Origin of the sequence: Pantoea sp. AG702 (assembly GCF_003182295.1) — a bacterium.
Lineage (GTDB): Bacteria > Pseudomonadota > Gammaproteobacteria > Enterobacterales > Enterobacteriaceae > Pantoea > Pantoea ananatis.
Map to the genome: position 1 here is coordinate 122,999 of NZ_QGTU01000008.1, position 18,342 is coordinate 141,340.

The window sequence follows — 18,342 nt, forward strand, 5'->3', positions numbered from 1 at the left end:
ACTACTGATACAGGGCGGTTGGGGTTGGCAAGCACCCGATAAGCCCGGAAGGGGCAATGCGCCAATCCCGACTACCATAACGCCATTTCATTCTTCCCTGGCTGTGGTTAAGATACGAAGACCGTAGCGCTGTTGATGAAAAAACAGAACATTTCCGCTGCTTACCTGTCCAAATCAGGGATTCATTACAGGATTAAGGCATGTTGAACCGGTTTAAAAAGACGCTGCTTGCTGCGCTACTCCCTGCACTGATGTTATCCGGCCCGTTGACCGCCCGTGCGGATATCAGTGATTCGCTGCCGGATATGGGGACCACGGCAGGATCGACCCTGTCGATTAATCAGGAGCTACAGATGGGCGACTTCTACGTCCGCCAGCTCCGCGCCAGTGCCCCGCTGATTAACGATCCTTTGCTGAATCAGTACATCAACCAACTTGGGCAGCGGCTGGTTTCGCATGCGGACGCCGTTAAAACGCCCTTCCACTTTTTCCTGATTCAGAACGATGAGCTCAACGCCTTCGCCTTCTTTGGTGGCAACGTGGTGTTGCATGCGGCCCTGTTCCGTTTTACGGATAACGAAAGCCAGCTGGCCTCAGTCATGGCCCATGAAATCTCCCACGTCACGCAGCGCCATCTGGCGCGGGCAATGGAAGATCAAAAACGTAATGCCCCGCTCACCTGGGTGGGCGCGCTGGGTTCAATTTTACTGGCGATGGCCAGCCCACAAATGGGCATGGCGGCATTGACCGGTACGCTGGCCGGCACCCAACAGGGGATTATCAGCTTTACCCAAAATAATGAACAGGAAGCCGATCGCATCGGTATTCAGGTGTTACAGCGCGCCGGTTTTGACCCGCAAGCCATGCCCAACTTCCTGCAAAAACTGGCCGATCAGAGCCGCTTTTCTTCGAAGCCTCCGGAAATCCTGTTAACCCATCCCCTGCCTGACAGCCGTCTTGCCGATGCGCGCAACCGTGCGAACCAGATGCGTCCGGTGGTGGTGCAGTCGTCTCAAGACTTTTATCTGGCCAAAGTGCGGTCCTTAGGCATGTATTCGACTGGCCGTAACCAGTTAACGGACGAACTGCTTACGCAATATGCTAACGGTAATTCCCGCGAACAGCTGGCCTCGCAGTACGGTAAAGCTGTGCAGTTCCTGCAGGCTAAAAGCTTTGGTGAGGCGAAAAGGATCGTGGCACCGTTACTGGCGAAACAACCTGAAAATGTCTGGCTGCTGGACCTGATGACTGACATTGATATCGGCCTGAATCAGCCGCAGCAGGCGATAGCGATGCTGACCGCGACCCAGGCCTCAAAAACCAGCCCGGTCGTCCAGTTGAACCTCGCTAATGCCTATGTGGAAGCGAAACAGCCGGCGAACGCCAGCCGCATTCTCAACCGCTATACCTGGACCCATAAAGACGATACCAACGGATGGGATCTGCTGGCCCAGGCTTCCGCGCAGCAGGGGCTGACAGATGAGGAGCTCTTTGCCCGCGCCGAAAGTCTGGCGCTGAGTGGCCAGCTGGATCAGGCCATTAGCGCCCTAAGCCGGGCCAGTTCACTGGTGCCGCTCGGCAGCCTGAAACAGGCCCGTTACGATGCCCGCATCGACCAGCTACGCCAGCTCCAGCAACGCTTTAAGCAGTATCAACGAGGATAAACAGTATGGTGACCTTTTATCATAATCCGCGCTGCAGCAAGAGCCGGGAAACCCTGGCGCTGCTAGCAGAGCGCGGCATCGCCCCGGAGATCGTGCACTATCTGGACACGCCGCCGGATCGCCAGACGTTACAGATCCTGCTGCAAAAGCTGGGTATGCAAAGTGCCCGTGAGTTAATGCGTCGTAAGGATCCGCTTTATGCGGCGCTGGGGCTGGATCGGCCTGACATCGGGGAAAGCGCGTTGCTGGACGCGCTGCTGGAAAATCCCAAACTGATTGAGCGACCGATTGTGATCAACGGCGATCGCGCCCGCCTGGGACGTCCGCCAGAAGCGGTACTGGAAATCCTTTAGAGGCCAAGGGTTTCTTTTACGAAGGGAATCGTCAGCTTACGCTGGGCGCTAATGGATGCGCTGTCGAGACGATCCAACGTATCAAACAGCGTGCGCATTTCTCGGTCAAGGCGCTTTAGCAAAAAGCGCCCGACGTCTTCAGGCAGTTCAAATCCCCGCAGTCCGGCGCGCAGCTGTAAAGCCTGCAGTTTATCCTCATCGGAGAGCGGCTGTAGACGATAAATCTGCCCCCAGTCGAGGCGCGATGCCAGATCGGGCAGATGCAGATTGAGCTGACGCGGAGGACGATCGCCGGTAATAAACAACCGGGTATTTCCGGTTTCCAGAATGCGGTTATAAAGATCGAAAATCGCCATTTCCCAGGCCTCTTCTCCCGCAATGCACTGAATATTATCGATGCAAACCAGCGGCAGTTGCTCCATGCCTTCCAGCACGTCCGGGACAAACCAGGTGCGTTTATCGAGCGGCACATAGCCCACGGCTTCGCCGCGTGCAGACATTTCAGCGCAGGCGGCATGCAGCAGATGGCTGCGACCGCCCCCTTCACGAGACCAGAAATAAAGATAGCTGCCATGTTGCTGGCTAAGCGCACCCTTAATCGCGGCAATAAGCGAGGGGTTTTCACCCGGCCAGAAGCTGGCGAAGGTTTCGTCGTCAGGTAAATAGAGTGGCAATGACAATTGTGCCGGCGTGTTCAGAAGCACCTCAGCAAGAGAACAAGCAAAAATCGGGGCAAGTCTATCATAGTTTTCGGCCAGAGATGAATCGGGCATCCCTGCCCGACTTTTGACCGCTGACGGTGGGATTACGGCTCGCGGTTGTCTTCCGCATCCAGAATCACTTCTTCTGGACGCAGGAGGGAAATGACGCGAAAAATTAAAGCCAGCGCAACGCCGACCAGCGTGGCCAGCGCCATGCCTTTCAGCTCGGCAGCCCCGATATGCACTTTCGCCCCGCTGACGCCAATAATCAGGATAACGGAGGTCAGAATCAGGTTTTGCGCTTTGTTGTAATCCACTTTGGACTCAATCAGGACACGGATACCTGACGCGCCGATAACGCCATACAGCAGCAGGGATACGCCGCCCATCACCGGCACCGGAATCGCCTGAATAGCGGCCGCCAGTTTGCCGACGCAGGAGAGTAAAATCGCGAAAATGGCCGCGCCGCCAATCACCCAGGTACTGTAAACGCGGGTAATCGCCATGACGCCAATGTTTTCGCCGTATGTCGTGTTCGGGGTGGATCCAAAGAACCCGGAAATGACCGTCGATAAGCCATTGGCGAACATGGAACGATGCAGTCCGGGATCGCGCACCAGATCTCTTTTAACGATATTCGCCGTCACGACCAGATGGCCCACATGCTCGGCAATGACCACCAGAGCGGCGGGCAGAATGGTCAACATGGCAATCCATTCAAAGCGCGGCGTATAAAACGTCGGCAAGGCAAACCAGTGCGCCTGTTCAACACCGCTCCAGTCCACGATGCCCATGAAGGCGGAAAGCGCGTAACCGGCCAGCACACCGATCAGGATAGGAATGATCGCCATAAATCCACGGAATAAAACCGATCCAAAAACGGTAACCGCCAGGGTCACCAGCGAAATCAACACGGTTGTGCCGTTTGGCGACTGGCCTTCGGCTGGAAGCAGCCCCGCCATATTCGCGGCCACGCCAGCCAGTTCCAGACCAATGACGGCGACGATGGCCCCCATTGCTGCTGGCGGAAACATCACGTCCAGCCAGCCTGTTCCGGCTTTTTTAACGATCAGCGCGACAAGGCAGAACAACACGCCACACAGAATAAAACCGCCCAGCGCCACTTCATAACCCAGCGGCAGCAGGAGCAACACGGGTGAAATAAAGGCAAAGCTGGAACCCAGATAGGCGGGGATTTTTCCCTTACAAATAAACAGGTACAGCAGCGTGCCGATACCGTTAAACAGCAATACCGTCGCCGGATTGATGTGGAACAGAATTGGCACTAACACGGTGGCGCCAAACATGGCGAACAGATGCTGCAGGCTGAGCGGAATCGTTTGCAGTAATGGCGGCCGTTCGCTAACGCCGATAGCGCGACGAGTCATTAAAAGTCCCCTTGAGTGAGTGGTCTGTTTTCAGGCAAAAAAAAGCCGACTCTCTGGTCGGCTGGTTCATTTCTTTATGTGTTACAACAGAAAAAAGCGGCTCGGCCTGCTTCTGCAGGCTGAAAACAGCGTGATGCATGGCGCCGCGGATTTTCGTCATTACTTGGTGCCGAAGATTTTATCACCGGCATCACCCAGGCCTGGGATGATATAACCCTTGTCGTTAAGCCCCTGATCCACAGAAGCGGTGTAAAGCTCCACATCCGGATGCGCTTTTTCCAGCGCGGCAATCCCTTCAGGTGCCGCAACCAGCACCAGCACTTTGATACTGCTGCAGCCCGCTTTCTTTAACAGGTCTATCGTGGCAATCATTGAGCCGCCCGTGGCCAGCATGGGGTCAACCACCAGTGCCAGGCGCTCTTCGATATTCGAAACCAGTTTCTGGAAGTAAGGCACCGGCTCCAGCGTTTCTTCATCACGGTAGACGCCAACAACGCTGATGCGCGCGCTGGGTACGTGCTCCAGTACGCCTTCCATCATGCCCAGACCGGCACGCAGAATAGGCACGACGGTGATTTTTTTACCTTTGATTTGATCAACCTGAACCGGGCCATTCCAGCCCTCAATGGTGACCTTTTCGGTTTCCAGATCGGCGGTCGCTTCATACGTCAGCAGACTGCCGACTTCAGAGGCCAGCTCGCGGAAACGCTTTGTACTGATATCATGCTCACGCATCAGTCCCAGTTTATGTTTGACCAGCGGGTGTTTGACTTCCACGATCTTCATTGTTGTTCTCCCGGAGTGAGTTGAGCTAAAAAAAAATCGCGGGATTATACCGCCTTTTCGCCGCAGTGCCACATGTGCTTGCGCAATCAGAGGCATTTTGTCATGGCAAAGTAAGGATTGATGAAAATCGCCGGGGACGCAATCTGAGACTCGCAAACGTTTGCCTGCGCTGGTAGAATTGCCGCGCTTTATATTAAACCACCAACCGCAACTCGCGTGGGGACCTCGCAGTGACCGACAAGACCTCTCTCAGTTACAAAGACGCCGGTGTTGATATTGATGCTGGTAACGCTCTGGTTGACCGTATTAAAGGCGTAGTGAAAAAGACGCGTCGCCCGGAAGTCATGGGTGGACTAGGCGGCTTCGGTGCGCTTTGTGCGCTGCCGCAAAAATACCGTGAACCCGTGCTGGTCTCCGGCACCGACGGCGTAGGCACCAAACTGCGTCTGGCGATGGATCTTAAGCGCCACGATGCTATCGGCATTGATCTGGTCGCGATGTGTGTCAACGATCTGGTGGTACAAGGCGCTGAACCGCTCTTCTTCCTGGATTACTACGCCACCGGCAAACTGGATGTGGATACCGCGTCGGCGGTCATCACCGGTATCGCCGAGGGTTGCCTGCAGTCAGGCTGTGCACTGGTGGGCGGCGAAACGGCCGAAATGCCGGGCATGTATCATGGCGAAGACTACGACGTGGCCGGCTTCTGCGTTGGCGTCGTTGAGAAATCAGAAATCATTGACGGCAGCAAAGTGCAGGACGGCGATGTCCTGATCGCATTAGGCTCCAGCGGCCCGCACTCCAATGGTTATTCTCTGGTGCGCAAAATTCTGGAAGTCAGCGGGACCGATCCGCAGGTTGAGCAGCTCGAAGGCAAACCGCTGGCCGATCATTTGCTGGAACCTACCCGCATTTATGTCAAAAACATTCTGAGCCTGATCGAACAGGTCGATGTGCATGCTATCGCGCATCTCACCGGCGGCGGCTTCTGGGAAAACATTCCACGCGTGCTGCCCGATAACACCCAGGCCGTGATTGACGAAAAAAGCTGGGAATGGCCGGCTGTGTTTAGCTGGATGCAGCAGGCTGGTAACGTCAGCCGTCACGAAATGTACCGTACGTTCAACTGTGGCGTGGGTATGCTGATTGCTCTGAGCCCTGCCGACGCGGATAAAGCCGTTGAACTAATGCGCGCCGCCGGTGAAAATGCCTGGAAAATCGGCGTGATTAAGGCATCAGAAGCGGAAGAGCGTGTGGTCATCACGTCATGAAAAAGCTGGTTGTGCTGATCTCCGGCAACGGAAGTAATCTTCAGTCCATCCTTGACGCCTGTGCAAACGGGCGTATTCACGGCAGCGTCGCTGCCGTGTTCAGTAATAAAGCCTCCGCCTATGGCTTAGTCCGCGCAGAGCGGGCAGGCATTCCGGCTATTGCCCTGGACGCCCGTGACTTTAGCGACCGTGAAAGTTTTGATCGCCAGCTTATGCGTGAGATCGACGCCTGTGCGCCGGATGTTGTGGTGCTGGCAGGATATATGCGCATTTTAAGCCCGGGTTTTGTGGCGCATTATCACGACCGACTGCTGAATATTCACCCGTCGCTCCTGCCCAAATATCCCGGACTGCATACTCACCGCCAGGCCCTGGAAAATGGCGATGCGGAGCATGGCACGTCAGTGCATTTCGTAACGGATGAACTGGACGGTGGTCCGGTGATTCTGCAGGCCAAGGTGCCCGTTTTTGCCGAAGACAGCGAAGCGGACATTACCGAGCGCGTACAACATCAGGAACATGCCATCTATCCGCTGGTAATTAACTGGTTTGTTGAAGGCCGCCTGGCCATGCGTGAGGGAAAGGCCTGGCTGGATGGTAAGCCGTTACCGCTTCAGGGCTACGCCCACGAGTAACAGGCAGGGAGCCAGGCTCCCTGCCCTTTTCAGCCATAGCGTCCGGTGATGTAATCTTCCGTCCGGCGCACCTTCGGCGTCGTGAAAATCTTGTCTGTTGTGTCGAACTCCACCAGCGATCCCTGATGCATAAAGGCCGTGTAATCCGACACACGTGAGGCCTGCTGCATATTATGGGTGACCAGCACCAGCGTGAAGTGCTGTTTCAGGGTGCTCATCAGTTCTTCGATCACCAGCGTTGAAATCGGGTCCAGCGCCGACGTCGGCTCATCCAGTAACAGCACGTCCGGCTCAATCGCAATGGCGCGGGCGATAACCAGCCTCTGCTGCTGCCCCGTGGAGAGCGTCAGGGCATTCTGTGCCAGCTGATCTTTCACTTCTCCCCATAACGCCGCCGCACGGAGTGCGCGTTCACAGGCCTCATTCAGTACCCGCTTGTCGCGCACGCCCTGCAAGCGCAATCCGTACACCACGTTTTCGTAGACCGACTTCGGAAAAGGATTGGGCCGCTGGAAAACCATACCGACCCGGCGACGCAGCGCAGAGACATCCTGGGCAGGCCGCATGATCGACTGCTGCTCCAGAAGAATCTCGCCGTCGATGCGGCAGTTATCGATCACGTCATTCATACGATTAAAGCAGCGCAGCAACGTTGATTTGCCGCAGCCGGACGGCCCAATCAGGGCGGTAATACGGTTTTTGGGTAGCTGCAGCGAGACATCCTGAAGCACCTGGCGCTCACCATACCAGAGCGAAAGGTGATCAACGGTTAGCGCAATATCAGTTTCGGGCATTGTAGTCATCGTCAGTTATTGAGTCATCAGGCGATAGCGTTCACGCAGACGGTGACGCAGGCCCATGGCTAGCAGGTTCAGCAACAGAATAATGAGCACCAGCAGCAGCGCCGTGGCAAACACCAGCGGCCGGTCGGCTTCGGTATTGGGGCTTTGAAAGGCTAAATCATAAATCTGAAAGCCCAGATGCATAAATTTTCTGTCGAGGTGCAGATAGGGAAACACCGCATCAACCGGCAATTCCGGTACCATTTTTACCACGCCGACCAGCATCAATGGCGCGGTTTCGCCCGCGGCGCGCGCTACCGCCAGAATCAGCCCGGTTAACATCGCCGGAACCGCCATCGGCAGCACCACGTTCCATAAGGTTTCGGCCTGCGTCGCCCCGAGCGCCAGCGATCCCTGCCTCAGACTGTTCGGTATGCGGGATAAGCCCTCTTCCGTTGCCACGATCACCACCGGCAGGGTCAGCAGGGCCAGCGTGAGCGATGCCCAGAGCAAGCCCGGCGTACCGAAGGTGGGATTCGGCAGCGCGCTGCTGTAGAACAGCCGATCGACCGAACCGCCCACCAGCCAGACAAAGAAGCCCAGACCGAACACACCATAGACAATGGATGGCACGCCCGCCAGGTTCACCACCGCGATGCGTACCAGTCGGGTCAAGGCATTGCGTCCGGCATATTCATGCAGCCAGACGGCTGCAATCACCCCCAACGGCATAACAACCACGGACATCAGCAGCACCATCAGAACCGTGCCGAAGATGGCGGGGAAAACGCCAAAATCGCTTTCGCCCTCGGCAGGCGAATCACTGACGAAGCGCCACAGTTGGTGGAAGAAGTGCCCTGTTTTTTCTGTCAACGTCATGGCATTGGGTTGCCAGGCCGCCACGATCTGCGACAGCGGGATACTGTGCTCGATACCGTTAACGTCACGCAGAATTAAGGCGTCACGCTGACTTTCCTCTTGCAGATTGTTCAGCCTGTCATTGAGCTGAATAAGCCGACGCTCAAGTGCAGCCTGATTGGCGTCATATTCTGACTGCGCCTGCAAATCAAACTGCTTTGCCTCACGCTGCTGTTCAGCCTGATCGTCTAGCTGATCCAGTTGCTGGTTCAGCCGGGCCATATCAACACGACGGATTTCGTTGGCCTGACGTACCAGGATCTGCACCTGTTCAAGGCGCTGCTGTAAAAGTGCATTGATGTTTTTGGCCGTCAGCGCTTCATTGTCTTCGCGCAGGCCCACAAGCCAGCCGTAAGCATTGCCGTGACTGCGGCGCTGTAACACCATGATGGCCTCCGGCTGGCTGACTGCCGGTGTATTCTTGCTGAGCGCAATACGAAAATCCGGTGCGGCCCAGTCACGGTTGCCGGTTTTAATCAAATAGCGATGCAGCGTCGCGTGCGGGTCATCTGCATTGCCAGCCGGGGCCGGATACTGTGACTGCCGCTCAAGGGTTTCACCCAGCAGCCGGGTGTGACTGCCGTCAGGCTGCGTAAAGGTATAGAGCTCAACCTTATGAGGCCAAAAGGTACGCAGCCCCTGCCATCCCAGCAATCCTATCAATAAGGTAAACGCCAACAGGCACACCGTCACGGCCCCGGCCGTTAACCAGCGCCAGCGGTCGTTTTGTCGCATCACCGTCATGCCTGCTCCTTGTACTGACTAAAGCGATGACGCAGGCGCTGCCGGATGAGTTCTGCCAGGGTATTAATCATTAACGTAAATATCAGCAATAAAAACGCACTCAGGAACAAAATTCGGTAATGGGCGCTGCCCACGGCCGCTTCAGGCATCTCGATCGCGATGTTGGCGGAAAGCGTACGCAGGCCGCTGAACAAGCCGCCTTCACTTTGCGGCGTATTACCCGTCGCCATTAATAAAATCATGGTTTCGCCGACCGCCCTGCCAAAGCCAATCATCAAGGCGGCAAAAATCCCCGCCGACGCGCCCGGCAGCACAACTCGCGTCAGGGTTTGCCAGGGCGTGGCACCCAGCGCCAGCGATCCTTGTCCCAGCGAAGCGGGCACGCTAAACAGGGCATCCTCAGCCAGGGTAAAAATTAACGGTACCAGCGCAAACCCCATCGCCAGCGCCGCCACCAACAGGTTACGTTGCGCGTAATGCGGTAGCCAGTCGCCGGCATCGGGTACGATCAGGGTCGGCAACCCTAACGTCAGCAGAGTGACACTCAGCAGCACAGGCAGAAGCAACAACACCTCTCGTCCTGGCTGGCGCCAGCGCTCAGGCAGGCGACGGCTCACTACGCCACAGCCGAGCAGGCTGCCGGCAAGCGTCACGGGCAGCAGCAGCACGCCCACTAACGCCTGGCCTATGTGCGGCGCTAACCATAATCCGGCGATCAGTCCGATCACCACGCTGGGCAGCGCCCCCATCATCTCAATGGCGGGCTTAACCCAACGACGCAGGCCCGGTGCCATAAACCACGCGGTATACATCGCGGCGGCCAGCGCCAGCGGCGTGGCAAACAGCAGAGCCATACTGGCCGCTTTAAGCGTGCCCACGACCATTGGGATCAGGCTGAATTTCGCCTGGTAGCTGTCTCCAGCATTGGTGGATTGCCAGACCCAGTCGGCCTTGGGATAGTTTTCATACCAGATTTTTTGCCAGAAATTACGCCAGGTCACATCCGGCCAGGGATTCGTCAGCTTCAGCGTTTCCCAGCCTGACTGCCGCTCCAGCAGCAGGCTGTCACCACGGGGGGAGAATTGGGCCTGAAGAATACCAGCGGCCAGTTGCCGTTGCAGGATAGGCCCGTTCTGTTTACTGGCAAACACCTTCAGCATGCCGGTCTGATCAACCGTGGCAAACACCCGTCGCTGTGGCTCACCGATCATCGTGGCCTGTCCGGCGCTGTGCTCAAAGGTCCGGATGCGGTGTAAGCGCAGGCCGTGCTGACCCGCTATGGAGAACCACTGAGAAATGCCGCTGTCATCCTGGATCAGCAGGCTTTGCCCGCCAGCCAGTAACAGCAACTGCCGGGGCGGCTGAGCCAGCGTCTGCGTTTCGCGCAGCCAGGCTCGCCCGTCATCAATTTGCCAGACCTGCAGCAGGTTACCTTCGGTGGTATACAGCAGGTCGCCTTTGGGTGACAGTAACAGATGCTGAGGTTGCTGGGCCGGCAGCGTAATCAGCGACGCCTGCTGGTTGGTGCCCAGCGTCAGTAGGTTTACTCCGGACTCACCGGAGGCGGCGATGCGCCACTGGTCAGGGCTAATCGTGGCCAGCGCCATCTTTTTTATTCCGCCCTGTGGCAGGCGAAACACCTTATCGCCCAATGGGAAATGCCATTCGCCTTCGCCCTGGCTTATCACCGGTTGCAGCAGGGTTAAACTGCCCTGGGCATTAAGCAGCAACGTCTTGTCGTCTGCGCTGGTTACTATCTGCTCCGGCACGGGCGAAAGCCCTAATGCCGGAGCTGCCGGTTGTCCGTTCAGCGGAATAAAGCGCGCCCTTCCATCGCGGCTGATGCGCCAGCCTACGTCGCCCAGATTGCCTATCGCCAGAGCCGGTGCCGAATCCCACAGACGTTGGCTGCTGACGCTTTGCACGCCCGGCGCGCTGAATAACGGCAGGACCACCCAAAGCAACCAAAAGAACAACAGCATCATCAGTAGCAGAATGGCCGCTCCGCAACACGTGACGAGGCGCCGCGTGAAACGGTCAATAGCACGACGTCGGCGATCGCTAAACTGCACAGGAATATGGTTTACGCTCATGCGGCCCTGGTTATGCGGCGGAAATGAGTCGCTATGTTGCCCGTAGCTGGTTGATAAGACAACTTTTGCTGTTGGACAACCCTGCCATACTCTCGCCATAATGCTGTTGGATACTGTATCGTCGTCAGTCCTGCAACCGTCATACGGAGTGAGAATGGGTCAGGTAAAGCTTTATATCGAAAAAGAAATGAGCTGGTTGTGCTTCAACGAACGTGTTTTGCAGGAAGCGGCAGATAAAGGTAATCCGCTGATTGAACGTATGCGTTTTTTAGGTATTTACTCGAACAACCTCGACGAATTTTACAAGGTACGTTTTGCCGATCTGAAACGCCGTATCCTGATTGGCGAAGAGCAAGGCTCCGCCAGCACGCCACGCCATTTGTTAAAAAAGATCCAACAGCGCGTCCTGAAGTCAGATCAGGAATTTGACGCCCTGTATAACGACCTGCTGCTGGAGATGGCGCGTAATCAAATATTCCTGATAAACGAACGTCAGCTGTCACCTAACCAGCAAAGCTGGCTGCGCCACTACTTTAAGCATGAGCTGCGTCAGCACATCACGCCGATTTTGATTACTCATGAAACCGATTTAACCGAGTTTCTGAAAGACGATTACACCTACCTGGCGGTTGAAATTATTCGCGGTCAGGATATTCAGTACGCCCTGCTGGAAATTCCATCGGATAAAGTGCCACGCTTCATCAATCTGCCAGCCGAACCTCCCCGTCGCCGTAAACCTATGATCCTGCTTGATAACATCCTGCGGTATTGTCTGGATGATATTTTTAAAGGTTTCTATGACTACGACACGCTCAACGCCTATTCGATGAAAATGACGCGTGATGCGGAGTACGACCTGGTGACAGAAATGGAATCCAGCCTGCTGGAACTGATGTCATCCAGCCTGAAACAGCGTCTGACCGCTGAACCGGTGCGTTTTGTTTATCAGCGCGACATGCCGGATTCGATGGTGGCGCTGCTGTGCGACAAGCTGTCGATTTCAAATTACGACTCCGTGTTGGCGGGGGGGCGCTACCACAACTTTAAAGATTTTATCGGCTTCCCTAATGTCGGGAAGAACAACCTGATTAACCGGCCGATGCCGCAAATCCGCCATATTGGCTTTGACGGTTTCCGCAACGGTTTCGATGCCATTCGTAATCGCGACGTGCTGCTTTACTATCCGTACCACACCTTCGAGCATGTTCTTGAACTGTTACGTCAGGCGTCATTCGACCCGAGCGTGCTGGCGATCAAAATCAATATTTACCGCGTCGCCAAGCATTCGCGCATTATGGATGCGATGATTCATGCCGCCTATAACGGGAAAAAAGTGACCGTTGTAGTCGAGCTGCAGGCCCGTTTCGACGAAGAAGCCAATATTTACTGGGCAAAACGCCTGACGGAAGCCGGTGTACACGTTATTTTCTCTGCGCCCGGGCTGAAGATTCACGCCAAGCTGTTTTTGATTTCCCGCCGGGAAGGCGAGGAGATCGTGCGCTACGCCCACATCGGTACGGGTAACTTCAATGAAAAAACGGCACGCCTTTACACGGACTATTCCCTGTTAACCGCCGATGCGCGTATCACCAATGAAGTGCGCCGGGTCTTCAACTTTATTGAAAATCCCTATCGCCCGGTGACCTTTGACCATTTAATGGTTTCTCCGCAAAACTCGCGTCGCATGTTGTATGATTTGATCGATAACGAAATCGCCAACGCGCAGCAAAAACGCCCCAGTGGGATTACGCTGAAAATTAACAACCTGGTGGACAAAGGGCTGGTAGACAGGCTTTATACCGCATCCAGCGTTGGCGTAAATGTTAATTTACTGGTGCGCGGAATGTGCTCATTGATTCCAGACTTGCCCGGGATCAGTGAAAACATTCGTGTGATCAGTATTGTTGACCGCTTCCTGGAACACGACCGCGTATACATTTTTGAAAACGGTGGTGATAAGAAAGTGTTTCTCTCGTCCGCGGACTGGATGACGCGTAACATTGATTATCGCATCGAAGTGGCCGTGGCGATCCTTGATCCACAGATAAAGCAGCGCATCCTGGACATTATTGCTATTCAGCTTAGCGACACCGTTAAAGCACGTGTTGTGGATAAAGAGCTGACTAACCAGTACGTTCAGCGCGGTAATCGTCGTAAAGTACGGTCGCAGATGGCCATTTACGATTACATTAAGAAGCTGGAACAACCTGAATAACGCCTATGCCTATCTCCCAAAAAAGTACGCCGAAACCTCAAGAGTTTGCGGCAATTGACCTTGGCTCCAACAGTTTCCACATGGTAATTGCCCGCGTGGTGGATGGCGCTTTGCAGGTTCTGGGGCGTCTGAAGCAACGGGTACATCTGGCCGATGGGCTGGATGCCAAAAATTACCTGAGCGAAGAGGCGATGGAACGCGGGCTGAACTGCCTGGCGCTGTTTGCTGAACGTCTGCAGGGCTTTAACGCCAGCAACGTGACGATCGTGGGCACACATACGTTACGGCAGGCGGTGAATGCCGAAACCTTTTTGCAGCGCGCGGCTGACGTTATTCCTTACCCGATTGAGGTGATTTCCGGTCACGAAGAAGCGCGCCTGATTTTTATGGGCGTTGAACATACGCAGCCGGAAAAAGGCCGCAAGCTGGTCATCGACATCGGTGGCGGTTCAACGGAATTAGTGATCGGTGAAGATTTTGAGCCGCAGCTGGTAGAAAGCCGTCGCATGGGCTGCGTGAGTTTTGCCCAGCTTTATTTTCCCGGCGGTGAAATCAGCGTTGAGAACTTTCGTCGCGCCCGCCTGGCCGCCACGCAGAAGCTGGAAACGCTGGCCTGGCAGTACCGTCTGCACGGCTGGCAATATGCGCTGGGCGCGTCTGGCACCATCAAAGCCGCCTGTGAGGTGCTGCTGGCGATGGGTGAGAAAGAGAAGCTGATTACCCCTGAGCGCCTGACGAAACTGTATGACGAAGTCATTAAGCACAAGTCCTTTGCTGCGCTGAGCCTGCCGGGCCTGTCTGAGGAGCGTAAAAGCGTGTTCGTTCCGGGCCTGGCCATTCTCTGCGGCGTCTTTGACGCGCTGGCTATCCGTGAACTGACGCTAAGTGATGGCGCACTTCGTGAAGGTGTGCTGTACGAAATGGAAGGCCGTTTCCGCCATCGGGATATTCGCAGCCGTACGGCTCAGAGCCTGGCGAATCACTACGCCATCGACAGCGATCAGGCTCGACGCGTACTGGAGACGACGGAACAGCTCTATCTGCAGTGGCGCGATCAAAATCCCAAACTGGCGAATCCGCAGCTGGCTGCGCTACTGAAATGGGCTGCCATGTTGCATGAGGTGGGGCTGACCATTAATCACAGTGCTTTACAGCGCCATTCAGCCTATATCCTGCAGAACACCAACCTGCCAGGCTTTAATCAGGATCAGCAAATGCTGCTGGCGGCGCTGGTCAGATTTCACCGTAAAGCGGTGAAGGTAGATGAGCTGCCGCGCGTGACGCTGTTTAAGAAGAAGCAGTTTTTGCCCCTTATCTTTCTGCTTCGTCTGGGGACCTTGCTGAATAACCAGCGCCAGGCCACGACTCGCCCGGACGCGTTAAAACTCACCTGCGATGACGGCCACTGGACGCTCACTTTTCCGGCAGGCTATTTCAGTCAGAATAACCTGGTGCAACTCGACCTGGAGCGTGAGCAAACCTACTGGGATGAAGTAACCGGCTGGAAACTGATTCTCGCAGAAGCCTGATCGTGCGGGCACTGACTGCCCGCATCACCGAACCGATGACGATGACATTACGAACTGAACATTATTTTGCCGATACCTACGGCTTAACGCCCACCCATTCTGAAGTGGTTGACGCCTTGCCTAAGCTGACGCCCGGCAAAGCGCTTGACCTGGGATGCGGAAGCGGGCGCAACACGCTGTTTCTGAATCAACATGGATTCGAAGTGACTGCCTGGGACCATAATCCGGCAAGCCTGGCACGCCTGAATCAGATTATTACCGCCGAAGGGCTGACCGGCATTCATACGGCGCAGCAGGATTTAAACCAGGTGCGTTTCAACGGCGCGTACCAGCTGGCGATCTCTACGGTGGTGATGATGTTTTTACAGCCGGAAACTATCCCCCAGCTGATTGCCGATATGCAGGCCTGCACCGTGAAAAATGGCTTCAACCTGATTGTTGCCGCCATGAATACCGAGGATGCCCCCTGTCCGTCTGACTTCCCTTTTGCCTTTAAATCCGGCGAGTTAAGTCATTACTATCGCAACTGGCACATTGTGAAGTACAACGAAAACTGGGGTCACTTACACCGCAAAGATGAAAATGGCAACCGGATAAACTGCCGGTTTGCGACGCTCCTGGCGCAGAAAGCCAGTTATTAACATTGTTGTATTTTTTTTAAACAGCGGTTGATTTCAGCGGGCGACTGTGACTAAATATTGCTGTCGCCCGTCTTGGGTTTTTACAGGAATTACACTGCGTGAACAGCGCCCTTTCTCCACGAAGACGTAAAAAAAGCGTCAGCATGACGCGGATTGTTTTACTCATCAGTTTTATCATTCTGTTTAGTCGCCTCATCTTTATCCTGCCCGCGGCTTTCGAGCATCATCAGCAAAAACAAACCGACTCGCCTCCGGCGATCACCACGCTTTCTGACAGCCGTTAATCATAAGATGTCATAACCTGATTAATCGACGCGCGATCCCCTGCATCAGCGCCATTTTTTACATCCCTTTTTCGGTCAAAACGCTACACTTCGTGCAAGTGCTTTCAGACTATAGGGATGCAATGTGTCTGCCTCACACACTCAACGTTTAAGTGAAATTCGTCATCGTATTCTGACGCTGCTGCTCAATGAGCACGATCTGGTGGATGAATTGCTGGATAAAGCCAGCCATCTCACCGCTGAGCAGCAACGTGAAAATGCGATAAATCGTGAAATTCTGCAGCAAGACATCAGCCAGCTTCATGCCGCTGACCTTGCCGATATTCTTGAAGCCTTGCCTGAAGAAGCGCGTCTGGCACTCTGGAGCCTGGTACCGGGTGAGAAACGCGGTCATGTGCTGGTTGAAGCCTCTGAAACCGTCTGGGACAGCCTGACCGAAGAGATGAGCGATCGCGCCATCCTGCAGGCTATGGAACCCCTGGACATTGACGATCAGGCCTGGCTGGTACGTTACCTGCCACGCGACCTCACCGGACGCCTGCTGACCTCGCTTGAGCCTAACCTGCGCGCCCGCATCCTGAGCGTGATGCAGTTCGACCGGGATCGCGTGGGCCGGATTATGGACTTCAATATCCTCACGGTGCGCGAGGATGTGACCTTAGCCACAGTGCAGCGCTTTTTGCGGAAAGGCAAAAGCATGCCGGACGGTACAGACAAAATCTTTATCACCAATGAAAACAACCAACTGCTGGGCGAACTGCTGTTAACCGCTATTCTGCTGAATAAACCCAAGACCATGGTGAGCGACGTGATGAATTCGCATCCCACCACGTTTCAGCTTGATGATAAAGCCGAAGATGCAGCCAGTGCCTTTGAACGTTACAATCTGATCTCAGCGGCGGTCACTGACGCGCAGGGTAAACTCATCGGCCGCATCACCATTGAAGATGTTGTTGATCTGGTTAACAAAGAGAACGAAAGCAATATCCGAAAAATGGGCGGGATCAGCCAGGAAGAAGATGTTTTCGCGCCGGTGCGCAAATCCGTGCGCAACCGCTGGGCATGGCTGGCAATCAATTTGTGTACGGCATTTATTGCCTCGCGCGTCATTGGTCTGTTTGAAGGCACTATCTCGCAGATTGTCGCCCTTGCTACGCTCATGCCGATTATTGCCGGGATTGGTGGGAACACCGGTAATCAGACCATCACCATGATTGTTCGCGCCCTGGCCCTGCATCAGGTTGAGCCGGGCAACTTTTCGTTCCTGTTTATGCGTGAACTCGGCGTCGCTTTGATTAACGGCCTGTTCTGGGGCGCCATTATGGGCGGAGTGACCTGGCTCATGTACGATAACATGGCGCTGGGCGGCGTCATGATGCTGGCGATGGTGCTGAATCTCCTGCTGGCTGCGGTTATGGGTGTCATGGTGCCGCTGGTCATGACGAAAATGAAACGCGATCCCGCCGTGGGCTCAAGCGTCTTGATTACCGCCATCACCGATACTGGTGGTTTCTTTATTTTTCTGGGCCTGGCGACAATCTTTCTGATACCGCACTGATCACGAATGTTGATAACCGTAGCGCTGCAGGGATCCCATCACGTTAAGCCGACGCGTCACCTGTGCCAGCTCACAGGTGACCGCAGGCAGTTGGTAGTGATTACGCTGCGCCAGCCACTCCAGCACATCGGCTAAATGCCAGATGGCCGTTTTGCCATCGTGAACCGGTAGCGGAAACTGTTTGCTGTGCGTGATCATCAGTTTCCGCATGTTCTGACGGGATACGCCGATAAGATCGGCGACATCGGTTAAGCCGACAAAGTCAGGTGCGGCTTCAACCATGACTGCGCCCGGAATGGCAGACTGCACATCCTCTATCGCACTGCCGAGTGCGTGACTCGCCGAGTCGGCGTGGCGCGTAAACTCCAGTGCCAGCTTACCTGCCATACCGGCACCGACCAGCGCGTCGTCGCATCCTGCCTCCGCCAGTTTTTCCAGTAATGCGTCGATGGATTTGGCTGATTCAGGCAGTTCAAACCGCAGGGTGAAATGATAGTCCGTCATAATCCTTCCCTCTTTTTCCACTCACGGGTGGCGATACAGTTGTCTACCACGCGCCGCAGCGCTTTGGCATGGTTTTGCGCGCTTTTCGGGGTGCGCCAGATACAGGTCAGACAGTATTCACCACAGCGGCACGCCGACAGATTTGCCGGGCAGTACATTTTGCCCCATGCGTGATGGCCCTTAGCAACCACCAGCCACCCATGGAACTCTGCGTAACATAATGCGGCTTCTATCTCTTTGCTGGGATGTCGCTTTCTGTCCACCATGGTGCATATC

Annotated in this window: 17 protein-coding genes; 9 read left to right on the plus strand and 8 right to left on the minus strand. The window is 55.2% G+C overall.

Features of this window, described 5'->3' with window-relative positions:
* Positions 1-200 precede the first annotated feature (200 nt).
* Both DFO57_RS18730 and arsC read left to right on the plus strand, forming a co-directional pair.
* The gene (locus tag DFO57_RS18730; protein WP_014594290.1) at positions 201-1,664 is read left to right on the plus strand and encodes a M48 family metallopeptidase; all 1,464 of its coding nucleotides are present in this window, start codon (positions 201-203) and stop codon (positions 1,662-1,664) included.
* Positions 1,665-1,669: 5 nt separating this feature from the next.
* Positions 1,670-2,017, plus strand: a complete 348-nt coding sequence (gene arsC, locus DFO57_RS18735) for an arsenate reductase (glutaredoxin) (RefSeq protein ID WP_013026699.1) — start codon at positions 1,670-1,672, stop codon at positions 2,015-2,017.
* Here the strand turns inward: arsC and hda are convergent.
* The 3 genes from hda to upp all read right to left on the minus strand — a co-directional run bounded on the left by hda (position 2,014) and on the right by upp (position 4,892).
* Positions 2,014-2,790 (minus strand): DnaA inactivator Hda, encoded by a 777-nt coding sequence (hda, locus tag DFO57_RS18740; protein WP_014594292.1) that lies wholly within the window; start codon positions 2,788-2,790, stop codon positions 2,014-2,016. The genes arsC and hda overlap by 4 nt on opposite strands.
* A gap of 32 nt (positions 2,791-2,822) precedes the next feature.
* Positions 2,823-4,106 carry a uracil permease gene (gene uraA, locus DFO57_RS18745; RefSeq protein ID WP_029568381.1) on the minus strand — a complete coding sequence of 428 codons (1,284 nt, stop codon included), beginning with the start codon at positions 4,104-4,106 and terminating at the stop codon, positions 2,823-2,825.
* A 159-nt stretch (positions 4,107-4,265) separates the two neighbouring features.
* The gene (gene upp, locus DFO57_RS18755) at positions 4,266-4,892 is read right to left on the minus strand and encodes a uracil phosphoribosyltransferase (protein WP_013026702.1); all 627 of its coding nucleotides are present in this window, start codon (positions 4,890-4,892) and stop codon (positions 4,266-4,268) included.
* 230 nt (positions 4,893-5,122) lie between these two features.
* Here upp and purM point away from each other — a divergent pair, with 230 nt between their 5' ends.
* Positions 5,123-6,163 carry a phosphoribosylformylglycinamidine cyclo-ligase gene (purM, locus tag DFO57_RS18765; RefSeq protein ID WP_013026703.1) on the plus strand — a complete coding sequence of 347 codons (1,041 nt, stop codon included), beginning with the start codon at positions 5,123-5,125 and terminating at the stop codon, positions 6,161-6,163.
* Positions 6,160-6,798: a phosphoribosylglycinamide formyltransferase gene (gene purN / locus DFO57_RS18770; protein WP_013026704.1), complete on the plus strand. Its 639-nt coding sequence runs from the start codon at positions 6,160-6,162 to the stop codon at positions 6,796-6,798. Before purM ends, purN begins: the two co-directional genes overlap by 4 nt.
* 29 nt (positions 6,799-6,827) lie before the next feature.
* Here purN and pstB read toward each other — a convergent pair whose 3' ends face one another.
* Genes pstB through DFO57_RS18785 form a run of 3 tightly spaced genes read right to left on the minus strand, consistent with a single transcriptional unit; the run spans position 6,828 to position 11,335 of the window.
* Complete coding sequence (gene pstB / locus DFO57_RS18775) at positions 6,828-7,601, minus strand: phosphate ABC transporter ATP-binding protein PstB (protein ID WP_013026705.1); 774 nt, start codon at positions 7,599-7,601, stop codon at positions 6,828-6,830.
* A gap of 6 nt (positions 7,602-7,607) precedes the next feature.
* Entirely contained in the window at positions 7,608-9,242 is a 1,635-nt protein-coding gene (pstA, locus tag DFO57_RS18780; RefSeq protein ID WP_014594294.1) for a phosphate ABC transporter permease PstA, read from the minus strand.
* On the minus strand, positions 9,239-11,335 hold the full coding sequence (locus tag DFO57_RS18785; RefSeq protein ID WP_110015589.1) for an ABC transporter permease subunit: 2,097 nt from the start codon (positions 11,333-11,335) through the stop codon (positions 9,239-9,241). Before DFO57_RS18785 ends, pstA begins: the two co-directional genes overlap by 4 nt.
* Positions 11,336-11,489: 154 nt before the next feature.
* On the opposite strand from DFO57_RS18785, the gene ppk1 reads away from it, so the two are divergent.
* From ppk1 to mgtE, 5 genes are all read left to right on the plus strand, one after another.
* On the plus strand, positions 11,490-13,550 hold the full coding sequence (gene ppk1, locus DFO57_RS18790) for a polyphosphate kinase 1 (protein WP_014605285.1): 2,061 nt from the start codon (positions 11,490-11,492) through the stop codon (positions 13,548-13,550).
* A 5-nt stretch (positions 13,551-13,555) separates the two neighbouring features.
* Positions 13,556-15,079: an exopolyphosphatase gene (gene ppx, locus DFO57_RS18795; protein WP_110015590.1), complete on the plus strand. Its 1,524-nt coding sequence runs from the start codon at positions 13,556-13,558 to the stop codon at positions 15,077-15,079.
* A gap of 2 nt (positions 15,080-15,081) precedes the next feature.
* Positions 15,082-15,720 (plus strand): tellurite resistance methyltransferase TehB, encoded by a 639-nt coding sequence (gene tehB, locus DFO57_RS18800; protein ID WP_110015591.1) that lies wholly within the window; start codon positions 15,082-15,084, stop codon positions 15,718-15,720.
* 98 nt (positions 15,721-15,818) lie between these two features.
* Positions 15,819-16,004: a YfgG family protein gene (locus DFO57_RS18805; RefSeq protein ID WP_110015592.1), complete on the plus strand. Its 186-nt coding sequence runs from the start codon at positions 15,819-15,821 to the stop codon at positions 16,002-16,004.
* Between the two features lie 124 nt (positions 16,005-16,128).
* The gene (gene mgtE / locus DFO57_RS18810; RefSeq protein ID WP_013026712.1) at positions 16,129-17,562 is read left to right on the plus strand and encodes a magnesium transporter; all 1,434 of its coding nucleotides are present in this window, start codon (positions 16,129-16,131) and stop codon (positions 17,560-17,562) included.
* Here mgtE and DFO57_RS18815 read toward each other — a convergent pair whose 3' ends face one another.
* Complete coding sequence (locus DFO57_RS18815; RefSeq protein ID WP_072404098.1) at positions 17,563-18,066, minus strand: AlpA family transcriptional regulator; 504 nt, start codon at positions 18,064-18,066, stop codon at positions 17,563-17,565.
* Positions 18,063-18,332 (minus strand): hypothetical protein, encoded by a 270-nt coding sequence (locus DFO57_RS18820; RefSeq protein WP_015699752.1) that lies wholly within the window; start codon positions 18,330-18,332, stop codon positions 18,063-18,065. Before DFO57_RS18820 ends, DFO57_RS18815 begins: the two co-directional genes overlap by 4 nt.
* Positions 18,333-18,342 lie beyond the last annotated feature (10 nt).